Source organism: Streptomyces sp. WMMB 714 (assembly GCF_900090125.1).
Classification (GTDB): Bacteria; Actinomycetota; Actinomycetes; order Streptomycetales; family Streptomycetaceae; genus Streptomyces; species Streptomyces daqingensis.
On record NZ_FMHJ01000001.1, the window covers coordinates 22,801 to 40,609 of the forward strand.

4 protein-coding genes are annotated in these 17,809 nt (G+C 71.5%); all 4 read left to right on the forward strand.

The window, feature by feature from the left end; all coding sequences use genetic code 11:
• The first annotated feature begins 562 nt into the window (after positions 1 to 562).
• The 4 genes from ccrA to H181DRAFT_RS00075 all read left to right on the forward strand — a co-directional run bounded on the left by ccrA (position 563) and on the right by H181DRAFT_RS00075 (position 17,806).
• The gene (gene ccrA, locus H181DRAFT_RS00060; protein WP_045862079.1) at positions 563 to 1,906 is read left to right on the forward strand and encodes a crotonyl-CoA carboxylase/reductase; all 1,344 of its coding nucleotides are present in this window, start codon (positions 563 to 565) and stop codon (positions 1,904 to 1,906) included.
• A gap of 584 nt (positions 1,907 to 2,490) precedes the next feature.
• Positions 2,491 to 11,175, forward strand: a complete 8,685-nt coding sequence (locus tag H181DRAFT_RS00065; RefSeq protein WP_045862080.1) for a type I polyketide synthase — start codon at positions 2,491 to 2,493, stop codon at positions 11,173 to 11,175.
• Positions 11,172 to 14,486: a type I polyketide synthase gene (locus H181DRAFT_RS00070; protein ID WP_045862081.1), complete on the forward strand. Its 3,315-nt coding sequence runs from the start codon at positions 11,172 to 11,174 to the stop codon at positions 14,484 to 14,486. Before H181DRAFT_RS00065 ends, H181DRAFT_RS00070 begins: the two co-directional genes overlap by 4 nt.
• Positions 14,483 to 17,806, forward strand: a complete 3,324-nt coding sequence (locus tag H181DRAFT_RS00075) for a non-ribosomal peptide synthetase (protein WP_045862082.1) — start codon at positions 14,483 to 14,485, stop codon at positions 17,804 to 17,806. Before H181DRAFT_RS00070 ends, H181DRAFT_RS00075 begins: the two co-directional genes overlap by 4 nt.
• Positions 17,807 to 17,809: the final 3 nt, after the last annotated feature.

The window sequence follows — 17,809 nt, forward strand, 5'->3', positions numbered from 1 at the left end:
TTCCTCCTCGGCTTGCCACCCGGGGGTCGGCTCCGGATGCGGTGTGCTCAGACGGCGGGCGCGATACGAGATGCCCGCTTCAGTCGATTTCGCTCACAGTAGCCACGGGGAAACGCTCTGACATCAGGGGAATCCCCCAAGACGCCTCGGGGGTGCCCTGACGCACGGGCCCGACCGACCCTGACAGGAGAGCCGGAACGGGTCGCGTTTCCCCTTCGCGCCCGACGCGGCACCCGGAGTATCCGCTGTTCAGCGCGGGTGCCGCGGCGGAAGCAGCACTGCCGACGGGCAGGCCCCCGAACGGTGTTCAAGTGGCCGCGCAGGACACTTGAACATCCCCGGTCCACCCTTGGGCGGCCTCCGGGGCCGGCGGGCCTCAACCGGTGACCGCTGGACTCGGCTGACGGCCTGATGCCAGCATGCATCACGCTCTTGCCCTCGCAATTCGGAAAGAACAGGGCAAAGCGAACATCCCGGGATTTCTCACCATCTTTCTCGTATGAGCGAAACCGAGCTGCTCGCGTCCTTTCCGTGGACCGAGCCGGAATGAGGGCCGGAGAATATGCAGAAGATCCTCGACGCGATCCTCGCGGGCGAACTCGCAGAGGTGGGCGACCTGCCGGTGCCCGAGTTCTACCGCGGTGTGACTCTGCACGCCGACGAGACCGAGTTGTTCGAAGGGCTGCCGTCCCGGGACAAGGACCCCCGCCGGTCACTGCACCTGGAGGACGTGCCTACCCCGCACCCCGCCGCCGGCGAAGTGCTGGTGGCGGTGATGGCGAGCGGGATCAACCACAACACGGTGTGGTCATCGATCTTCGAGCCGATGCCGACGTTCGGCTTCCTGTCGCGCTACGGCCGGACCTCGCAGCAGGCCGCCCGGCACGACCAGCCGTACCACGTACTGGGCTCGGACATGGCCGGCGTGGTCCTGCGCTGCGGAGAGGGGGTGACGTCCTGGAATCCCGGAGACGAAGTGGTCGCACACTGCCTGTCGGTGGAGCTGGATCATCCTGACGGGCACGCCGACACCATGCTCGATCCCGAGCAGCGGATCTGGGGCTTCGAGACGAACTTCGGCGGGCTGGCCGAGTTGGCGCTGGTCAAGGCCAACCAGCTGATGCCCAAGCCGGGCCACCTCACGTGGGAGGAGTCCGCCGCCTCGGGACTCGTGAACTCCACCGCCTACCGGCAGCTGGTCTCCGACAACGGCGCCCGCCTCAAGCAGGGCGACACCGTACTGATATGGGGCGCTTCCGGCGGTCTCGGCTCGTACGCGACGCAGCTCGCGCTCAACGGCGGAGCGACCCCGGTGTGCGTGGTCTCCAGCCCGCAGAAGGCTGAGGCGTGCAGGCAGATGGGCGCGGAGCTGGTGATCGACAGGAAGGCGGAGGGCTACCGGTTCTGGAAGGACGAGCAGACCCAGGACCCGCGCGAATGGAAGCGGTTCGGCGCCCGGATCAGGGAGCTGACCGGGGGCGACGACCCGGACATCGTCTTCGAGCACCCGGGCAGGGAGACGTTCGGCGCGAGTGTGTACGTGGCCCGACGCGGCGGCACCATCGTGACCTGCGCGTCCACCTCGGGCTTCGAGCACAGCTACGACAACCGGTACCTGTGGATGCACCTCAAACGGATCGTGGGTACCCACTTCGCGAACTACCGCGAGGCGTGGGAGGCGAACCGCCTCATCGCCAAGGGCCAGATCCATCCCACGCTGTCGCAGGTGGTTCCGCTGGAGCGGACGGCGCAGGCCGTCCACGACGTGCACCACAACCTGCACCAGGGAAAGGTGGGTGTGCTGGGCCTGGCCCCCGAGGAGGGGCTCGGGGTCAGCGATCCGGAGCTGCGGGCCCGGCACGACGCGGCGATCAACCGGTTCCGCACCGGGACTGAGCCCGTCTGACGGCAGAGCCCGGTGTGCGAGTCGGCTCCCCCGCCGGCGACGGCCGCGTCGTCGGCATCGGGGGTGGCCTGGTGTGCGGGTCACGAGCGGTGCCGGCAGTCGTGACCGGCACACCGGACACTCCGCGCGGGAGGAAACCCCCGCCGGCCTGAGACGGTTTGCCGCCGGCCGGAACGTGTCCACGCCCGCCGGCGGAGCGCTCCCGGCAGCCCGCGCGGGATGCTGCCGAAGTACCGGAACGGGGCCGCTCCAAGGTCTGCGACTTCCGCACCTCAGACATTTCTTGACGCGCCCACGCGCTTACTGCATGCTGACCTGCGAATGGCGGGAATTCACTGGGGCATCCATTCGATCCGCTTTCACAGTCTTCTCGCTATCCATCCGGCCCACCCTCCGAGATTCCCCTCGGGTGAAATTCCAGTAGATTACCGGGTGGAATCATCCGAGCAGCATGGCAACTTTCGTGCGCTCATCCGTTTCCCACGGATGGGAGTACTCAGCTAATTTTCAGCGGGAATATGCGGAGCGATCCGCCGTACTTCCGCGCGTTCGTGCAATGTGTCGATCACGGAGAGGACGATCGGATGTCGGGCCCGGAGGCACAGTCGCTTGTCGAGCATTTCCGCACGGTCTTCGGCGAACACCCGCAGGAGCAGACCTTCCGGTACCTCGTGGACGGCGAGGGCAGCCCGCAGGCCATCACCGACTCCGAGTTGGACCTGAGGGCCCGGACGATCGCCGCGACCCTGCAGGAGCGCTTCCCCTCCGGTGAGCGGGCACTGATCATGTGCCCGGCCGGACTGGACTACGTCACCTCCTACTTCGCCTGCCTGTACGCGGGCATCATCGCGGTCCCGGTCTATCCGCCCGACCCGGCGTTCCTGATGCGCACCCTGCCGCGGCTGACCAGCATCGTCGACGACGCCGAACCCGTAGCGGTCCTCGCGCCCGCCTCGACGGTCGCTCTCGCCGAGAGCTTCGCCGAACAAGCCCCGCTGCTGCGGGACCTCGCCTGGGTCGCCGTCGACGAGCTCGACACCGCTGCCGCGGACGGCTGGCGGGAGCCCGGAACGGGTCGCGACGACGTCGCGTTCCTTCAGTACACGTCCGGCTCGACGAGCCGGCCCAAGGGCGTCATGGTCAGCCACGGCAACCTCATGCACAACATCACGGCCATGGCCCGGCAGTTCCGCCTCACCGGACCCGACCAGCACATGGTGAGCTGGCTGCCGCCCTTCCACGACATGGGGCTGATCCTCGGTCTGCTCACCCCCGCCTACGTCGGGTTCCCCGTCACCTTCATGTCGCCGTTCTCCTTCCTCAAGAGGCCGCTGCGCTGGCTGCGCACGATCTCGGACGTGGGCGGCACCGCCAGTCCCGCCCCCAACTTCGCCTACGACCTCGCCGTGGCGAAGACCACCGAGCGCGACCGGGCGACTCTGGACCTGAGCACCTGGCACGCCGCCGTCAACGGCGCGGAACCGGTGCGGAGGGAGACGCTGGAGCGCTTCTCCAGCACCTTCGCCGAGTGCGGCTTCAAGCCGAGCGCGCACACTCCCGCCTACGGGCTGGCCGAGGGGACCCTGATGGTCTCCACCGCGGACCCGGCGACCCGGCCGACTCTCCGCGATCTGCGGGCCGAAGGGCTCCTGGCGGGAACCGCCGAGGACGCCGCCCCCGGCGAAACGGTGCGCACGCTGCTCAGCTGCGGCTTCTCACCGCACGACCAGAAGGTCGTCGCGGTCGACCCGGAGACCGGCACCGCGCTGGAAGACGGCCGCGTCGGCGAACTGTGGGTGGCCGGACCGAGCATCGCGCACGGCTACTGGCGCCGCCCGGAGGCCACCGAAGAGACCTTCCGTGCCCGGCTGAACGACGGCGGGGAGGAGTTCCTGCGCACCGGCGACCTCGGCTTCACCGAGGACGGCCAGATCTACGTCACCGGCCGCATGAAGGACGTCATCATCATCGCCGGCCGCAACCACTACCCCCAGGACATCGAACGCACCGTCGAGGCCGTCGCCCCGGGCATGCGGCAGGGCTGCGGTGTCGCGGGCAGCCGCGACATCGACGGCGAGGAACGCCTCATCATCGTCCAGGAGTACCGCGGCAGCCGTGACCCGGAGGACCACGCCCGGGTCATCGCCGCGGTCCGCGCCGAAGTCGCCCGCGAGCACGGCCTGCAGGCCCACATCGTCGCCCTCGCCCGCGCCGGAACGGTGCCGAAGACCTCGAGCGGCAAGCTGCAGCGCTCGGCCTGCCTCGACTCGTTGCTCCGTGGCGACATGGAGTCGCTGGCGGTGTGGCGGGCGGACGGCGCAGCCGACGCCCAGGCGGACCGGGAGCAGCCGAACGTTCCCGGATCCCCCGGCGGCCGGGACTCCGCGCCGAGCTCGGCGGAGATCGAACTGTGGCTGCGCGAAGCCCTGGCCGCCGCGGCCGGCGAGAAGGTCGAACGCATCGACCCGGAACTGCCGTTCGCCATGTACGGGCTGCAGTCCGTACACATGGTCGCGATGGTCGGCGACCTGGAGCGCCGCCTCGGCGTACCGCTGGAACCCGGCATCGTCTGGGAGTTCCCCACCGCAGCCAAGCTCGCCCGGCACCTGTCGGGAGAGACCGCCCCCTCGCAGGAACCCGTGACCGCCGGCGGGACCTCCGCCGCCTCCACCGCTGCGCCGGCCGGCTCCCCCCGGGCGGCGGCCGAACCCCTCGGCGAGGACGAGGCGATCGCCGTCATCGGCATGGGATGCCGCTTCCCCGGCGGAGTGAACAGTCCGGAGAGCTTCTGGCGGCTGCTCGAGGAAGGCCGCGACGCGATCACCGAAGTGCCCGCCGAGCGCTGGGACATCGAGGAGTACACCTCCGAGGACCCGGCAGCCTCCGGCCGCACCAACAGCCGCTGGGGCGGATTCGTCGACGACGTCGACCTGTTCGACTCGGGCTTCTTCGGCATCTCGCGGCAAGAGGCGAACCGGATGGACCCGCAGCAGCGGCTGCTCGCCGAGGTCACCATCGAGGCCCTGGAGAACGCGGGCGTGCCCACCGACGGGCTGTCCGGCTCGCCCACCGGCGTGTTCGTGGGCATCTCGTCGTTCGACTACGCCACCGGCCAGCTGCGTGAACTCGCGGACATCGACGCCTACACGGGCACGGGCAGCGCCCTGAGCATCGCCGCGAACCGCCTCTCGTACCTGCTGGATCTGCGGGGGCCGAGCCTGGCCGTGGACACCGCCTGCTCCTCCTCGCTCGTCTCGGTCATCCAGGCGTGTTCGAGCCTGGCCCGCGGCGAGTGCGACGTGGCCCTCGCCGGCGGTGTCAACCTCGTGCTGTCCCCCGCACTCGCGATCAACTTCAGCAAGGCCGGCGTGATGTCCGCCGACGGCCGCTGCAAGCCGTTCGACTCCGGCGCCAACGGCTACGTGCGCTCCGAGGGTGCCGGAATGGTGGTCCTCAAGCCGCTCAGCCGGGCCCTTGCCGACGGCGACCCGGTCCACGCCGTGATCCGCGGCGGGGCGGTCAACCAGGACGGCGCGAGCAACGGCCTCATGGCGCCCAACCCCAAGTCCCAGGAAGCGGTCATCCGCTCCGCCCACGCCAAGGCGGGGGTGCGGGCCGCGGACATCGCGTACGTGGAGGCGCACGGCACCGGCACGATCCTCGGCGACCCGATCGAGGCGAAGGCTCTGGGCGCCGTCCTCGGTGACGGCCGCGCCTCGGACCGGCCCTGCCTGATCGGCTCGGTGAAGTCCAACGTCGGCCACATGGAGGCCGCCGCGGGTATCGGCGGCCTGATAAAGACCGTCCTCATGGTCGAGCGCCGCGTGGTGCCGCCGACTGTGCACTACCGCGAGGCCAATCCGCACATCTCCTTCGACGACCTTCCCGTCCGCGTGGCCGATGCCCTCCAGCCCTGGCCCGTCAGCGGCGCGCCGGCGCTCGCGGGCGTCAGCTCCTTCGGTTTCGGCGGCACCAACGCCCACCTGGTGGTGGAGGAAGCGCCGCCGGTCCCCTCCCCCGCCGCCCCGGCGACCGAGGGCGCCGTGGTGCTGCCCGTGTCCGCCCGGGACGAGCAGGCCCTGCGCGACCTCGCCGCCCGCTGGGAGAACCAGCTCAGCGACGCGGCACCCGTGGGTGCTCTCGCCGCCGCTGCCGCCGGGCGCCGCACCCACCACGAGCACCGGCTGGCCTGCGTGGGCAGCTCCGGCGGCGAACTGCGCGCCGCGCTGGCCGCGTTCGGCCGCGGCGAGGACGTCACAGGACTCAGCTCCGGCATACGCCGGATCGGCTGGCAGCCCAAGCCCGTGTTCGTCTTCTCCGGACAGGGGCCCCGGTGGTGGCCGCTGGCCGCCGATCTGTTCACCGGCGAACTCGCCGGCGAGAAGGCCTTCCGCGCGGTCCTCGAACGTGCCGACGCCCTGCTGCGCCGCCACACCGACTGGTCGCTGCTCGACCAGATCGCCGCCGATCCGTCCGGCTCCCGGCTGATGGACACCGCCGTCGGTCAGCCCTCGCTGGTCGCCGTGCAGGTCGCGCTGGCCTCCCTGTGGCGCTCCTGGGGAGTCGAGCCAGCGGCCGTGGTCGGACACAGCGTCGGCGAGATCGCCGCCGCCCACGTCGCGGGCGCGATCTCTCTGGAGGACGCCCTGCTGATCGCCCTGCACCGCGGCACGGTCCTGCACGCCGCGACCGGCAAGGGCCGGATGGCCGTCGCCGGCGTCACCCTGGAGCGGGCACGCGAGCTGCTCGCGGAACGCTCCCCGGAACAGGTGTGGATCGCCTCCGCCAACAGCCCGAACTCCACGGTCTTCTCCGGCGAGGGCAGTGCTCTGGAGGCCTTCGCCAAGTCCCTGGAGGCCGACGGCCTTTACTGCAAGGTGCTGGAGTCCGTCGAGTTCGCCTCCCACTGCCCCCTGATGGAGCCCGTCGCCGCCGAACTGTGGAGGCTCCAGTCCTCCCTGCGGCCCCGCGCCACGGCCATCCCGATGATCTCCTCGGTCACCGGTGAGGCCATCGCCGGCGACCGGCTCGACGCCGAGTACTGGGCGTCCAACCTCACCCAGCCCGTCCTGTTCGACACGGCGGTCACGGCGCTCGCCGAGACGGGGCACAACGTGTTCGTCGAGATGTCGCCGCATCCGATGCTCACCGACGCCGTCACCGAACGCCTCTCGTCCTACGAGGGCGGTTGCGCCGTGTCCTCGCTGCGGCGCGACCAGCCGGGCCGCGCGACGGTACTGGGCGAACTCGGCAGCCTCTACACCGCCGGACACCAGGTCGACTGGGCCCGCGTCTACGGACCCACCGGGCCCATGGCCGACCTGCCCACGTACCCGTGGCAGCGCACCAGGAGCTGGTTCGAGCCGCGCACCCGTCACCGGGCGGCGCACCGCGGCCACCCGGTGCTGCGGGACCGTGTCGCCTCCGCTCTGCCCCCGCACGCCGTCCACTGGTCGGCCCCCGTCGACTTCGCGGAATTCCCCTACCTGAAGGATCACGAGGTCGGCGGTACCCCGGTCCTGCCCGCGGCGCTCGTACTGGACGCCGGGCTGGCCGCGGCCCGTGCGCACCTCGGCGACAGCGCCGTGCTGACGGACATCGCGCTGACCCGGCTCACCGTGGTGCCCGAGCAGGCCGACGACACCACGCTGCAGCTCGTCCTTCTCCCCGGCACCGCCGACACCGGCACGCTGCGGCTGTTCACCCGTACCGGCGCCGACGACGGCTGGGCCGAGGCCGCGCGGGCCTCCTTCCGCCGCGCCGCGCCCGGCGCGATCGCCGCACCGCTCGCCGAGGTGCGGGCGCGCTGCACCAGTCCTGCCGAAGCCGCCGACCACTACGCCGCGCTGAAGCGCGCCGGGCTCGCCTACGGCCCCGCGTTCCAGGGCGTGGAGCTGTTGTGGCGGGGCCGGGCCGAGGCCGTGGCCCGGCTGCGGGAGCGGACCGCCCTGACCGGCGACGGCGGCGAGCACCCCGTGCACCCCGCCGTGCTCGACAGCGCGCTGCAGGTTGTCAGCGCCGCTCTCGAAGCGCAGGAGAAGCCCCTTGACGGCTCGTACGTGCCGGTGAGCGTCGGCGGCTTCACCCTCCACACCGACCGCGCCGAACCCCGCTGGGCGCACGCCGCCGTCCCGGCACCGGAGCCCGGGGCCGACGAGATCGCCGGTGCCGCCGTCGTCCTCTACGACGACGAGGGCACACCCGTCGGCGAGGTCACCGGCATCACCCTCCGCCGGCTGGACGGCACCGAAGCCGCCGATCCGCTCGGCGAGTCCCTGCTCGGCATCGACTGGCGCCACTCCCCCGCCGACGACGACACCCCGCAGCAACAGCCGGGCACCTGGCTGCTGTTCGCCGACAGCGGCGGCACGGCGGCGGCGCTCGACACGGCGTTGCGGTCCCGCGGCGCCGGCTGCCTGACCGTCACCGCCGGAACCGCCTACCGCAAGGTCGGCACGGGCAGCTACGAACTCGACCCCGGACGCCGTGAGGACGTCGCCGCGCTCCTGGCCGACCTCGCCTCCGAGGGTGTCCGGGCGGACGGGATCGTCCACGCCTGGGCCCTCGACGTGGACCTCGCGGACGACAGCACCCCCGAGCAACTCACGGCAGCCCAGAACGCCGCCTGCATGCCCGTGCTGCACCTGGTGCAGGAGCTCGCCGCCGGCAGCCAGGACCCGGCGCCCCGACTCGTCCTGCTCACCCGCGGGGCCCAATGCGCCGCCGACGGCGACGAACTGGCCGTCGGGCAGGCCCCGCTGTGGGGCCTGGCCCGGGTGGTCGGCATCGAGCACAGTGAGCTGCAGACCACCGTCGTCGACCTGGACCCGGGCCGTTCGCAGAGCGAGCCGGCCGAGCTGGTCGCCGAGATTCTGCGGGACGGCGACGACGACCAGGTGGCCCTGCGCGCGGGACAGCGCCTCACTCCCGCGCTCACCCCCTGGACACCTGACGGCCAGGTCGCGCCGGACGAGCGTCCCTCCTGGTCCTTCGACGCCTCCCGCGACGGCAACCACCGCCTGCTCGCGACCCGCCCCGGCAGCCTTGCCAGCCTCCGCTCCACCGCGTGGCACCGCACCCCGCCGGGGCCCGGACAGGTCGAGATCGAAGTCACCGCAGCGGGCCTGAACTTCAGCGACGTCCTCAAGGCTCTGGAGACCTACGCCGACGCCGAAGGCGTGGTGCCGCTCGGTGCGGAGTGCTGCGGACGGATCACCGCCGTGGGCGAGGGCGTCACCCGCCATCGCGTCGGCGACCGGGTCATCGCCGCCGGCCCCAGCAGCATGGCCGCGTTCACCACCCTCGACGAGCATCTGGTGAGTGCCGCCCCGGCGTCGCTGAGCGACGACGAGGCCGCCGCCGTGCCCATCGCGTTCCTCACCGCCGTCCACAGTCTCGACCGCCTGGCCCGTCTCCGTGCGGGCGAGAGCGTCCTGATCCACTCCGCCACCGGCGGCGTCGGCCTCGCCGCGCTGCAGATCGCGCAGGGACGCGGCGCCCACGTCTACGCCACTGCCGGCACCCCCGAGAAGCGCGAGCTTCTGCGCAGCCTCGGCATCGCCCACGTCATGGACTCCCGCACCCTCGACTTCGCCGATGAGATCGCCGCACTCACGAACGGCCGCGGCGTCGACGTCGTGCTGAACTCCACCTCCGGAGAGGCCTTCGTACGGTCACTGCAACTGCTCGCGCCCGGCGGACGGTTCGTGGAGATCGGCAAGCGGGACATCTACGACAACAGCCACATCGGCCTGGAGCTCTTCAAGGACAACCGGGCCTTCCTCACCGTCGACCTGGAAGGCACCATCCGGAACGAACCCGAGGAGATCGCGGAGCTGTTCACCGGGATCGCGGAGGGCTTCGACCAGGGTGAACTCACCGCCCTCCCCGTGACCGTCCACCCGTTCGCGGACGCGCCTGCCGCCTTCACCGCCATGGCGAAGGCCCGCCACACCGGCAAACTCGTGCTGCGCCCCGCCGCCGACGAGCAGATCACCGCCGCCCCCGGTGCCGCACCGGTGCGCGCCTCGGGCACTTACCTCATCACCGGCGGTCTCGGCGCGCTCGGCCTGGCGACAGCCCGCTATCTCGTGGAGCAGGGCGCCCGCCATCTGGTCCTCGTCGGGCGCAGCGCTCCCGGCGCCGACGCCGAACAGGCCGTCGAGAAGCTGCGGGCCAGCGCGGAGGTCGCCGTCGCCAGCGTCGACGTCTCCGAGCGCGGCCCCGTGGACAGCCTCCTGGCCCGCATCGACGCCTCCATGCCGCCGCTCGCGGGGATCGTCCACGCGGCCGGCGTCCTCGACGACGGACTGCTCACCGGCCTGAACCAGGAACGGTTCCAGTTCGTAGCGGGCCCGAAGTCGTACGCGGCCTGGCACCTGCACCAGGCCACCCTCGAACGCGAACTGGACTTCTTCGTCCTGTATTCGTCGGCCGCCGCCGTGCTCGGCTCGGCCAGCCAGGGCAACTACGCCGCCGCCAGCGCGTTCCTCGACACCCTGGCTCATCACCGGCGCGCCCGTGGCCTGCCGGCGCTGAGCATCGACTGGGGCCCCTGGTCGCAGATCGGCCTCGCCGCCCGCCCCGACCGCGGCGGAGCCCTGGCGGCCCGAGGTATCGAGAGCATCAGCCCCGACCAGGGCATCGCCGCCCTGGACCGGCTGCTGAGCAGCTCCCCCACCCAGGTCTGCGTTCTGCCGCTGGACCGCGACAAGCTCCGCGACGCACCCGGCGGCGGCCTGCTGCGTACGCTCCTCGCCGAGTCCGGTGGTGGCTCCGCCGCGTCGGGAGGACCGGTGGGTGAGATCCGCCGCCGGATGCTCGCCGTCGAACCCGGCCGCCGGCGCAAGGCCGTGCTGACGGAGCACTGCCGGGACACCGCCGCCCGCCTCCTCGGCGCGGACACCGCCAGGATCGACACCAGCGCACCGATCACCAGCATGGGATTCGACTCGCTGCTCTCGCTCGAGCTGCGCAAGTCCCTGGAGAACTCCCTGCACGTCAAGTTGCCCTCGACGGTCACCTGGCGCTTCCCGACCATCGACGCCCTGGTGCCGTACCTGGCCGAGCGGATGGAGATCCAGCTGGAGCCGGGCGGGAGCGAGGCGGCGGACCAGCCGTCCGCGTCCCCACCGCCTGCGCCGCGACGGGACACCGAGGGGACACCCCCCGCGGAGGCGAGGCCGGATCTGGACTCGATGTCCGCGACGGAACTCGAAGCACTCCTGATGGCCAAGACCAAGCAGATCGACGAAGGGGGTCAGCGATGACGCCGCAGGGACCGGACCTGGTATCGGCCGACACGCTGAAGCGTGTCTACCTGACGATGGAACGTCTCCAGCGGCAGGTCGACGAGCACGAGCGGGCGCGAAGCGAACCCATCGCCATCGTGGGCACCGGCTGCCGCTTCCCCGGCGGCGTCTCGGACGCCGCCGACTACTGGCGGCTGCTGACCGACGGCACCGACGCCGTGGGCGAGATCCCCACCAAGCGGTGGGACCACGAGGCGTTCTACGACGAAGAGGCCGGCAAGCCCGGAAAGGTCTACACCCGCTCGGGCGCGTTCACCGACGGCGTCGAGCTGTTCGACCACGACTTCTTCGGGATCTCCAAGCGTGAGGCCATGGCGATGGACCCGCACCAGCGCCTGAGCCTCCAGGTGTGCTGGGAGGCTCTGGAGAACGCGGGCCAGGACCCGGCAGGTCTCGCCGGCAGCCGCACCGGCGTGTTCATGGGCGCCGCGTCCTGGGACTACATCACCTCGCAGATCCAGCACCCCGACGACGTCAGCGCCTATACGAGTTCCGGTGCGGCTCTGTCCTTCGTGCCGGCCCGCATCGCCTATCTGCTGGACCTGCGCGGTCCGAACATCACTGTCGACACTGCCTGCTCCTCCTCGCTGGTGGCCGTCCATCAGGCGTGCCAGAGCCTGCGGCTGGGAGAGTGCGACATGGCCATGGCCGGCGGCGTCAACGTGGTGCTGTCGCCGCTGCTGATGATCTCCCAGTCCCAGTTCGGCTCAGTCTCGCGGCAGGGCCGGGCCATGTCCTTCTCCGACAGCGCCGACGGATACGTACGCGGCGAAGGCTGCGGCGTCGTCGTCCTCAAGCGCCTTTCCGACGCGCTGCGCGACTCCGACCGCGTCCTCGCAGTCGTACGGGGCGGCGCCGTCAACCAGGACGGCCGCAGTGCCGGGATCACCGCCCCCAACGGAGCCGCACAGCGGGACGTCTTCCGACGTGCCCTGGACGCCGCCGGGGTCTCCCCCGAGCAGGTCGGCTACATCGAGACCCACGGAACCGGGACCCGTCTCGGCGACCCCATCGAAGCCGAGGCCCTCGCCGACGTGTACGGCCGCGAGACCGGCGCGCCGGTCTACCTCGGTGCCGTCAAGACCAACATCGGGCACCTGGAGGCCGCGGCCGGCATCGCCGGGCTCATCAAGGCCGCACTGTGCCTCGACCACGGCGAGATCCCCCCGAACCTGCACTTCACGCGTCTGAACTCCAACATCTCCTTCGACGGCACCACCTTCCAGGTGCCCACCGGCCTCACCCCGTGGCCGCAGACCGACGAGCGCCGGGCCGCTGCGGTGAGCAGTTTCGGTCTGAGCGGCACCAACGTCCACATGGTCCTGGAGCAGGCGCCGCCTCCTGCGCCGCCGGCTCCCGACGACCGCCGGCCGGCTTCCGTCCTGCCGCTGTCCGCCCGCAGCGAGACGGCGCTGACCGCCCTCGCCGGCCGCTACGCCGACCGCATGGCCGACGGCGACGGGACCCCGCTGGCCGACCTGTGCTACTCGGCGGGGACCGGGCGCTCCCACTTCCGGCACCGTCTCGCCGCCGTCGGATCCACCCGTGAGGAGATCGCCGACCAGCTCACCGCGTTCAGCCGCGGCGAGATGGCCCCCGGCCTGGTACAGGGCGAAGCGGACGGCCCTGATGAGGTGGTGTTCCTCTTCACCGGGCAGGGCGCCCAGCGCCCCGGCATGGCCCGTGGCCTGTACGACACCCAGCCCGGCTTCCGTGCGGCCGTCGACGAATGCGCCGAGATCCTCCGCCCGCTGCTGGACCGGCCGCTGCTGTCCGTCCTCTTCCCCGACGACCCGGACGACCAGCTGATCAACGACACCGCCTACGCCCAGCCCGTCACCTTCGTCATCGAGTACGCCATGGCGCAGTTGTGGCAGTCGTGGGGCATCACCCCCGCGGCCGTCCTCGGACACAGCTTCGGCGAGTGCGTGGCCGCGTGCGTGGCGGGGGCGATGTCCCTCGAGGACGGCCTGGCCTTCGCTGTGGAACGAGCCCGCGTCATTCAGGAGTTCTCGCTGCCCGGCACCATGGCCGCGGTGTTCGCCTCCGAGGAGGAAGTCGCCGCCGAACTCGCCGCGCATCCCGGCCGCATCGGTGTCGCCGCGGTCAACGGCCCCTCGAACATCGCGGTCTCCGGCGACCGCGACCTCGTCGACGCGGTGTGCACCGCCTTCGAGTCCCGGGGGGTGAAGACCAAGCGCCTGCACATCGCCTCGGCCGGACACTCCCCGATGATGGATCCGGTCCTGGAACCGTTGCGCATCGCCGCCGAGAAGATCACCTTCACGGCGCCGCGTATCCCCCTGGTCTCCAACGTCACCGGCGACCTGTGGCCGTGGGACGAGGCGCCGGGCCCGGACTACTGGTGCCGGCACGTGCGCAGCACCGTGCGGTTCTCCGACGGTGTCCGGACTCTGCAGGAGATGGGCTACCGCACCTTCGTCGAGGTCGGCCCCGCCCCGACCCTGCTGGGCGTCATCAGCGACTCCCTGCCTCCCGAGCACGATGTCCTGCTGCTGCCCAGCCTGCGGCCCCAGCAGGACGAGTGGGAGATCCTGCTGCCCACCGTCGCCGAGCTGTACGCGTCGGGGGCGTCCGTCGACTGGGCGGGCTTCGACCGCGACTACACGCGGGCCAAGGCGCCGCTTCCCACGTACGCCTTCGACCCGGTCGACTGCTGGCAGCCGCCGCGCTCCTGGGAGGGCGCCGCTTCAGCCTCCGCAGGCGACGAAGGGGGCGAAGGGGACGCGGAGAGCGAGCGTGCCCGCAGCGGCGCCCGGGAGGGGTCCCGCAGCCGCCGCCGCTCCTCCCGCACGCGGCGCCGCGCCAGCCGGATCCCGACCGCCGCCGAGCTGATGGAACTGCCCGAGTCCGAACGGCTGGAGACTCTCTCGGCCCAGTTCGTCCTCAGCGTCAAGGACATCCTCGGCTCCAGCACCACCGACGTCGGCGTGAACCAGACTCTGACCAGCTTCGGCCTGGACTCCCTCATGGCCGTCGAGCTGCGGAACGAGATCCAGAGCAGGCTCAGCCTCACCCTGAAGATCACCGATTTCCTCGGCGACGCGACCATCAGCAGCGTCGCGGGGCGCATCGTCAAGGAGCTGGCCGCGACCGGCGGCGCCTCCTCGACGGGTACCGAGCACGGCAGCTCCGGGGGGCCCGCTGCGATCCAGCGGGTCCCCCGCGCAGCTGACGCCGCCGCGGCGCTTCTGGACGAGGTCACCGGCCAGGCCGCCCCCGAGTCCCGCCCGGAGACACGCTCGTGACCGATGACCTCACCCGGCGGCTCGCCGCCCTCACGCCCGAAGAGCGCGCCCGTTTCGAGCAGTTGCTCGCGGAGCAGGCCACGGAGGACACCTTTCCTCTGGCGGTCCTGCAGCGCGGCACCTGGTTCCTCGAGCAGATACGGCCCCGCAACCCGGGCTACATCGTGCCCGGCGCGGTCCGTGTCGAGGGCCCCATCGACACCGGTCTGCTGCGCGCCGCCGTCGCCGAGGTCGTCCGGCGCCACGAGGCCCTGCGCACCTCCTTCCAGCTACGCGACGGCGCACCCGTACAGGTCGTCGACCCCCGTCTGACCGTCGAAGTCCCGGAAACGGACCTCAGCGGCCAGGCATACAGCGAGGCCGACCACCAGAAGTGGATCGACGACGTCCTGTCGGAGCCCTTCGACATAGGCACCGGGCCGCTGCTGCGGGTTCGGCTGCTGCGCACCGGGCCCGAGCAGTCCGTGCTCGTCGTCGCGATGCACCACCTGATCTCCGACCGGTGGTCGACCGGGGTGTTCCTGAGCGAACTGTCCGAGCTGTACGAAGCGTTCAGCGAGGGCCGGCCTCCTTCGCTGCCGGAACTCTCCATCCAGTACGGCGACTTCTCCGCCTGGCAGAACCAGCAGCTCGACAACGGCGGCTGGCAGGAGGACCTGGCGTACTGGCGTAACCACCTCGCCGGAGCGCCGCTCGTCCTCGACCTGCCCACCGACCGGCCCCGCCCGGCCGTCCAGGGCTTCAACGGCGGCTCCGTCCAGCTGGACCTGCCGTCCGACGTGTCCGAGGGGCTCGCCGCGCTGGCCGCCCGGCACGGCGCGACGCCGTACATGGCGCTGCTGTCCGTGTTCCGGATTCTGCTGCAGCGCTACACCGGCCAGGACGACATCCTGGTCGGCGGGCCCGCCGCCCTCCGTTCGCACGCCGAAGTCGAGCCGCTCATCGGCTACTTCGTCAACACCCTGCCGATCAGGACAGACCTGTCCGGCAATCCCGACTTCGCCTCGGTCCTCGGCCGTGTCCGGGACGCCTGCCTGGGCGCCTACGCCCACCAGGACCTCCCCTTCGACAAGATCGTCGCCGACCTCAACGCTCCCCGGGACCTGAGCCGTTCCCCGGTCTACCAGGTCAGTTTCAGCTACGGCCGGGAACCGGTCCCGGACTTCGCCATGGCGGGCGCCCGTCTCACGCGGCTCCCGGTCAGGAGCGAGGGCGCCCGTTTCGACCTGGAACTGCAGGCGTTCGACTCCGAGGGCGGCGTCACCGGCTGGTTCGAGTACGACCGGGACCTGTTCGACAAGGCCACCATCGTCCGCCTGGCCGGCCACTTCCGCCGCCTCGTCGAACAGGTCACCGCCCACCCCGGCGTGCCCATCGACGAACTGGACCTCCTCGACGGGACGGAACACCGCCGGCTCGTGCACGAGTGGAACGACACCGCCGAGGAGTGGCCCGACGGGCTGGTGCACGAGTGCGTGGAGGAGCAGGCGCGCCGCTCCCCCGGCGCGGAGGCCGTCCGGTACGAGGGCACCTCCCTCACCTACCGCGAACTCAACGAGCGTGCCAACCGCCTCGCGCACCTGCTGCGCGGCCGCGGGGTCGGCCGCGACGTCCTCGTCGGCGTCGCCATGGACCGTTCCCTCGACCTTGTCGTCGCCCTCGTCGCCGTCCTCAAGGCCGGCGGGGCCTACGTCCCGCTCGACTCGGGCCTGCCGCCCGCCCGGCTCACCGGCATCGCGGAGGACGCCCGGCCCTCCGTGGTGCTGACCCACCGCGGTCCGGCCGGAAGCCTGCCCGCGCTGGACTGCCCCGTGCTGGCGATGGAGGACCTCGCTGCGCAACTGGCCGCGCAGCCCTCGGAGAACCCCGGGGTGGCGGTGGACGGCGAGGACCTCGCGTACGTCATCTTCACCTCCGGATCGACGGGACGGCCCAAGGGCGTCATGAACGTCCACGCGGGCCTGCGCAACCGGCTGCTGTGGATGCAGGACGCCTACGGCCTGGACGCCACGGACCGGGTGCTTCAGAAGACGCCGTTCTCCTTCGACGTGTCGGTGTGGGAGTTCTTCTGGCCGCTGATGGCGGGGGCCACTCTCGTCGTGGCCCGGCCCGGCGGGCACCGCGACAGCACCTACCTCGCCACGACCGTCGCCGCCGAGCGGATCACCACAGTCCACTTCGTGCCGTCCATGCTCCAGCTCTATCTCTCCGAACCGCCGGAGAAGTCCGCCACTCTGCGCCGCGTCCTGTGCAGCGGGGAGGAGCTGACCCGCACCCTGCACGACCGGTTCCTCGAGTCCCACCAGGCCGAGTTGCACAACCTGTACGGGCCCACGGAAGCGGCCATCGACGTCACCGCATGGCACTGCCGGCCCTCCGACGACCACGGTCCGGTGCCCATCGGCCGCCCCATCGCCAACACCCGCATGTACGTGCTGGACCACCGCGGCCGTCCTCAGCCGATCGGCGTGCCGGGCGAACTGTGCATCGGCGGCAGGAACGTCGCACGCGGCTATCTGAACCGGCCGCGCCTGACAGCCCAGCGCTTCACGGCCGACCCGTTCGTTCCGGGGCAGCGCCTGTACCGCACCGGTGACCTGGCGCGCTGTCGCGCCGACGGCACGCTCGAGTTCCTCGGCCGTCTCGACCACCAGGTCAAGCTCCGCGGACAGCGCCTCGAACTCGGGGAGATCGAGGCCGTCCTGAGCAGGCACCAGGCGGTGCGGGAGGCGGTCGTGGTCGCCCGCGAGCACGCGCCGGGTGACGTCCGTCTCGCTGCGTACGTCACCACCGACGGCACGGCCGACCCCGGTGGTGACGACCTGGCCGCGCATCTGCGCGAACAGCTTCCCGAGTACATGGTTCCGGCCTCCTTCACCGTGCTGGAGGCCCTGCCGCTGACCCCGAGCGGCAAGACCGACCGCAAGGCCCTGCCCGAACCGCGCGCCGACCGCTCCGGAACCGGTACCCGGTTCGTCGCGCCCGAGGACGGCCTGCAGCAGCAGCTCGCCGAAATCTGGAGCAGCCTGCTGGGCGTCGAACGTGTCGGGATGCGCGACAACTTCTTCGACCTCGGCGGCCATTCCCTGCTCATGGCCGAGTTCCGTACCCGGCTGGCAGCCCTCGGCCACGAAGTAGCCATGGTCGAGCTGTTCCAGCACCCCACTCTCGAAACGCTCGCCGCCCACCTCGGCGGCGCCCCCGGCCCCTCCAGTACCGCCGTCCAGAACGCCAGCCGACGCGCACAGACCCGCCGTCAGTCCCGCGACCGGCGGCGACAGGCGGCAGGACGCCGGGCTTCCTCTCGCGGAGACAGGTGATCG

Excerpts from the sequence above, each read along its gene's own strand:
- H181DRAFT_RS00070 (WP_045862081.1), top strand. The coding sequence starts at position 11,172 with ATGACGCCGCAGGGACCGGACCTGGTATCGGCCGACACGCTGAAGCGT.
- ccrA (WP_045862079.1), top strand. The coding sequence starts at position 563 with ATGCAGAAGATCCTCGACGCGATCCTCGCGGGCGAACTCGCAGAGGTG.
- H181DRAFT_RS00065 (WP_045862080.1), top strand. The coding sequence starts at position 2,491 with ATGTCGGGCCCGGAGGCACAGTCGCTTGTCGAGCATTTCCGCACGGTC.